Genomic DNA, 3785 nt, shown 5'->3' with positions numbered 1-3785 from the left:
CCGACAAGATCATCGAGCCGCGCCTCGGCAAATGGGTCCCCAGCCCGGAATCAGCCGTACAGGCTGGCGATGAAGACAAGCCCCTGACCGCCGAGCAGCAGAAGGGCCTGCGCATGGCGGGGCTCGCCCTGCTGGGCGTGTGCGCCTTGTGGGCGTTCATGACGTTCGGACCAGGCACGCCCCTACTGGCCGATGGGCCGGGCACAGAAGGCAATCCGTGGTACCAGAAGGCCGGGCCGTTCTTCCGCTCGCTCGTCGCGGGCTTCCTGGTTCTGTTCCTTGCTGCGGGCTGGGCCTATGGCGCAGCCGCCAACACGATCAACAATCACCGCGACCTGGTAAACATGATGGCCGAGGCGATGAAGGACATGGGCTATTATCTGGTGCTGGCCTTTGCCGCGGCCCATTTCGTGGCGATGTTCGGCTGGTCCAATCTCGGCCTGATCTCGGCGGTGCATGGCGCGGACGCAATCCAGAATAGCGGATTGCCGCTGCCGATCGTGCTGGGCCTGATTGTCCTGTTCTCAGCGCTGCTGAATCTTTTCGTCGGCTCGGCCAGCGCAAAATGGGCATTGCTGGCGCCGGTGCTTGTGCCGATGCTGATGCTGTTGGGGATCAGCCCGGAAGGCGCGACCGCCGCCTATCGCGTGGGCGATGGCGCGACGAACATCATCACGCCACTGATGGTGTACTTCCCGCTGATCCTGGTCTTCGCGCGTCGCTGGCAAACTGATTTCGGGCTTGGCAGCCTGACGGCGATGATGATCCCGTATTCGGTCTGGATGCTGATCACGGGCGTCGCGCTGATGATGGGCTGGATCTTCCTGGGGCTCGATTTCGGCTTTGGCGCCCCGGCGCACATCACCGTACCCGGCGCGGGGGGATAGCGCGCACGGCAAACCCGGCCTGGCAGTGCCAGACCGGGCTCCCACCCCGTGGAGGCCAGCCGGAGTTACAGTTCAGCCAGCCCGCCTTGGGGGGGTGGAATCAGGCCGCTTCGCGGTTCACTTCGCCTTCAGCCAGCTGCGACATCTCGCGGTCACCGGAATAGGTGTTGTCGAGACAGGTCTGGAGCTGTTCGGCGTCGTCCTTGAAGCCAAGGCGACGGGCAAAGGCCAAGACGGTGCCATAGCCAGCAAGGGCGTAATGGGTCATGCGCTGATATTGCGAAATGATAGAGGCATCGCGGACATCCTCGTCCTCGATCTCGGCGTCGATGGCGTGGGCTTTCGCTTCTTTGACGAGGCCTTCCATGCCCTGACAGAATTCGCCGCGCGGGTCGGCCTTGTGCTTGCGGATCAGGCCTTCGACGGCGTTGATCCCGTCCTCGATGCCGCTGACGCCGCGTTTCAGCGCGTCCTGCAGCTTCGGATTATGGGCCTTTCCAGCGAGCTTCTCAGTCACCTTGAGGGATTGGCGATTGGCGCTGTAGAGGTCTTGCAGCTGGTCAATATAGAGGTCTTCGAGCGTCTGGATGCTCATGGGAAAATCCTTCCTGAGTGCGTGTTTGTGTGACGCAGAATCAATGGAAGGCACGTCGACTTGTTCCGGAGTTTCCTGATTTTAATGGAAATCCGCGACATTCTGCACCTCAGGACGCCAGAACCGGCCCCCGCCTGAACGAGAACGCTTCCCGCGAGGCCAAAGCGCGGTTATATCCCGGCCATGATCTCACGTGACAAAATCCGCAATTTTTCCATCATCGCCCATATCGACCACGGCAAGTCGACGCTGGCGGATCGCCTGATCCAGCATTGCGGCGGCCTGACCGAACGCGAAATGAAGGAGCAGGTGCTCGACTCGATGGATATCGAGAAAGAGCGCGGCATCACCATCAAGGCCCAGACCGTACGCCTGACCTATGAGGCACAGGATGGCGAGACCTATGTCCTGAACCTGATGGACACGCCGGGCCATGTCGACTTTGCCTATGAAGTCAGCCGCTGCCTCGCCGCCTGTGAAGGCTCGCTACTGGTCGTGGACGCCTCCCAAGGCGTCGAGGCGCAGACGCTGGCAAACGTCTATCAGGCCATCGACCAGAACCATGAGATCGTGCCGGTTCTGAACAAGGTCGATCTGCCAGCTGCTGACGTCGAGCGCGTGAAAGCCCAGATCGAGGACGTGATCGGACTTGATGCCTCTGACGCCATCGAGACGTCGGCCAAGACCGGTCTCGGCATTTCTGAAACGCTGGAAGCCATTGTCCAGCGCCTGCCTGCGCCAAAGACCGGCGAAGTCGACGCGCCGCTGAAGGCTGCCCTGGTGGACGCCTATTACGACCCCTATCTCGGCGTGGTCGTCATCGTGCGCATTCATGATGGCGTGCTGAAGAAGAAGCAGAAGATCAAGATGATGCGCACCGGCGGCGTCTATGAAATTGACAAGGTCGGCACGTTCAATCCGAAACTCACCGACGTTGAGGCGCTTGGGCCGGGCGAAGTCGGCTACTTCGTGGCTTCGATCAAGGAAGTCGGCGAAACGGCCGTGGGTGATACGATCACGGAAGACAAGCGACCCTGTGACAAGGCCCTGCCCGGCTATAAGGAAGTTCAGCCGGTCGTCTTCTGCGGCCTGTTTCCGATGGATGCGGGCGACTTTGACGATTTGCGCGCGGCGATGGGCAAGCTGCGCCTGAATGATGCAAGCTTTACATGGGAGATGGAAACCTCTGCCGCGCTCGGCATGGGCTTCCGTTGCGGCTTTCTCGGCCTGCTGCATCTCGAAATCATCCAGGAACGCCTCAGCCGCGAGTTCGACCTCGACCTGATCGCAACCGCGCCGAGCGTTGTCTATGAAATGACGATGACGGACGGATCGGAAATCGAACTCCACAATCCGGCAGACATGCCCGATGTCGTGCGCGTTGCCGAAATCCGCGAGCCGTGGATCAATGCGACGATCTATACGCCGGACGAATATCTTGGCGGCATCCTGAAGCTCTGCCAGGATCGGCGCGGCATCCAGACCGAACTGTCATACGTCGGCGGACGGGCGATGGTGAAGTACGAACTGCCGCTCAACGAGGTCGTGTTCGATTTCTATGACCGCCTGAAATCGATCAGCCGCGGCTATGCGAGCTTTGACTATGAGATTGTCGGCCACCGCGCCGAGAATCTCGTCAAACTGCAGATCCTGGTCAATGACGAGCCGGTCGATGCGCTCGCCATGCTGGTGCACCGCGACCGCGCCGAAAGCCGGGGCCGCCAGATGTGCGAGCGTCTGAAAGACCTTATCCCTCGCCAGATGTTCAAGATTCCGATTCAGGCAGCCATTGGCGGCAAGGTGATCGCGCGCGAAACCCTCAGTGCCATGAGGAAAGACGTGACCGCGAAATGCTATGGCGGCGATGCCAGCCGGAAACGGAAACTGCTCGACAAGCAGGCCGCCGGTAAAAAGCGCATGCGCCAGTTCGGCAAGGTCGAGATTCCTCAGGAAGCGTTTGTGGCCGCGTTGCGGATGGATGGGGATTAGCCCTTTCGGTTTGCCAGCCCAACCGGATTGCCCTTCGCTGAGATTCTCCCCGTCATGGCGGCGCGGAGGATGCGGCGAAAGCTGGGGCATTCCATATGGTTCGGCGCGCGGCAATTTGCGGCGTGGCGCAAGCCATCGCGCATGATCGTCATCTGACGGATCTTCTCGTCCAGTTCGTCCGCCTTTGACATGAGCGTCGCACGCTCGATGCGGGGCCCCTCTTCCGACATCATGGCGGCGATCTCGTCCAGCGTGAAACCTGCGGCGCGGCCGAGCGAGATCAGGCCGAGCCGTTCCAGAACGTCTTCATCAAA

4 protein-coding genes are annotated in these 3785 nt (G+C 60.9%); 2 read left to right on the top strand and 2 right to left on the bottom strand.

What is annotated here, in order from left to right:
• Positions 1-887 (top strand): AbgT family transporter (locus tag B4F73_RS08415; RefSeq protein WP_290482998.1); only part of this gene is annotated, 887 nt, incomplete at its 5' end.
• A 100-nt stretch (positions 888-987) separates the two neighbouring features.
• On the opposite strand, the gene B4F73_RS08410 is transcribed toward B4F73_RS08415, so the two are convergent.
• Positions 988-1482, bottom strand: a complete 495-nt coding sequence (locus B4F73_RS08410; RefSeq protein WP_206991955.1) for a ferritin-like domain-containing protein — start codon at positions 1480-1482, stop codon at positions 988-990.
• A gap of 183 nt (positions 1483-1665) precedes the next feature.
• Between B4F73_RS08410 and lepA the strand changes: the two genes are divergently transcribed.
• Positions 1666-3471, top strand: a complete 1806-nt coding sequence (gene lepA / locus B4F73_RS08405) for a translation elongation factor 4 (protein ID WP_034817695.1) — start codon at positions 1666-1668, stop codon at positions 3469-3471.
• Here the strand turns inward: lepA and B4F73_RS08400 are convergent.
• Positions 3468-3785, bottom strand: a 318-nt coding sequence (locus B4F73_RS08400) for a MerR family DNA-binding protein (RefSeq protein ID WP_290482997.1), incomplete at its 5' end; no start/stop codon positions are given. The two genes, lepA and B4F73_RS08400, sit on opposite strands and share 4 nt — an antisense overlap.

Source organism: Hyphomonas sp. UBA3601 (assembly GCF_002375605.1).
Classification (GTDB): domain Bacteria; phylum Pseudomonadota; class Alphaproteobacteria; order Caulobacterales; family Hyphomonadaceae; genus Hyphomonas.
Note: the sequence above shows the minus strand (reverse complement) of the source record. Positions and strands in the feature narration are given on the sequence as shown.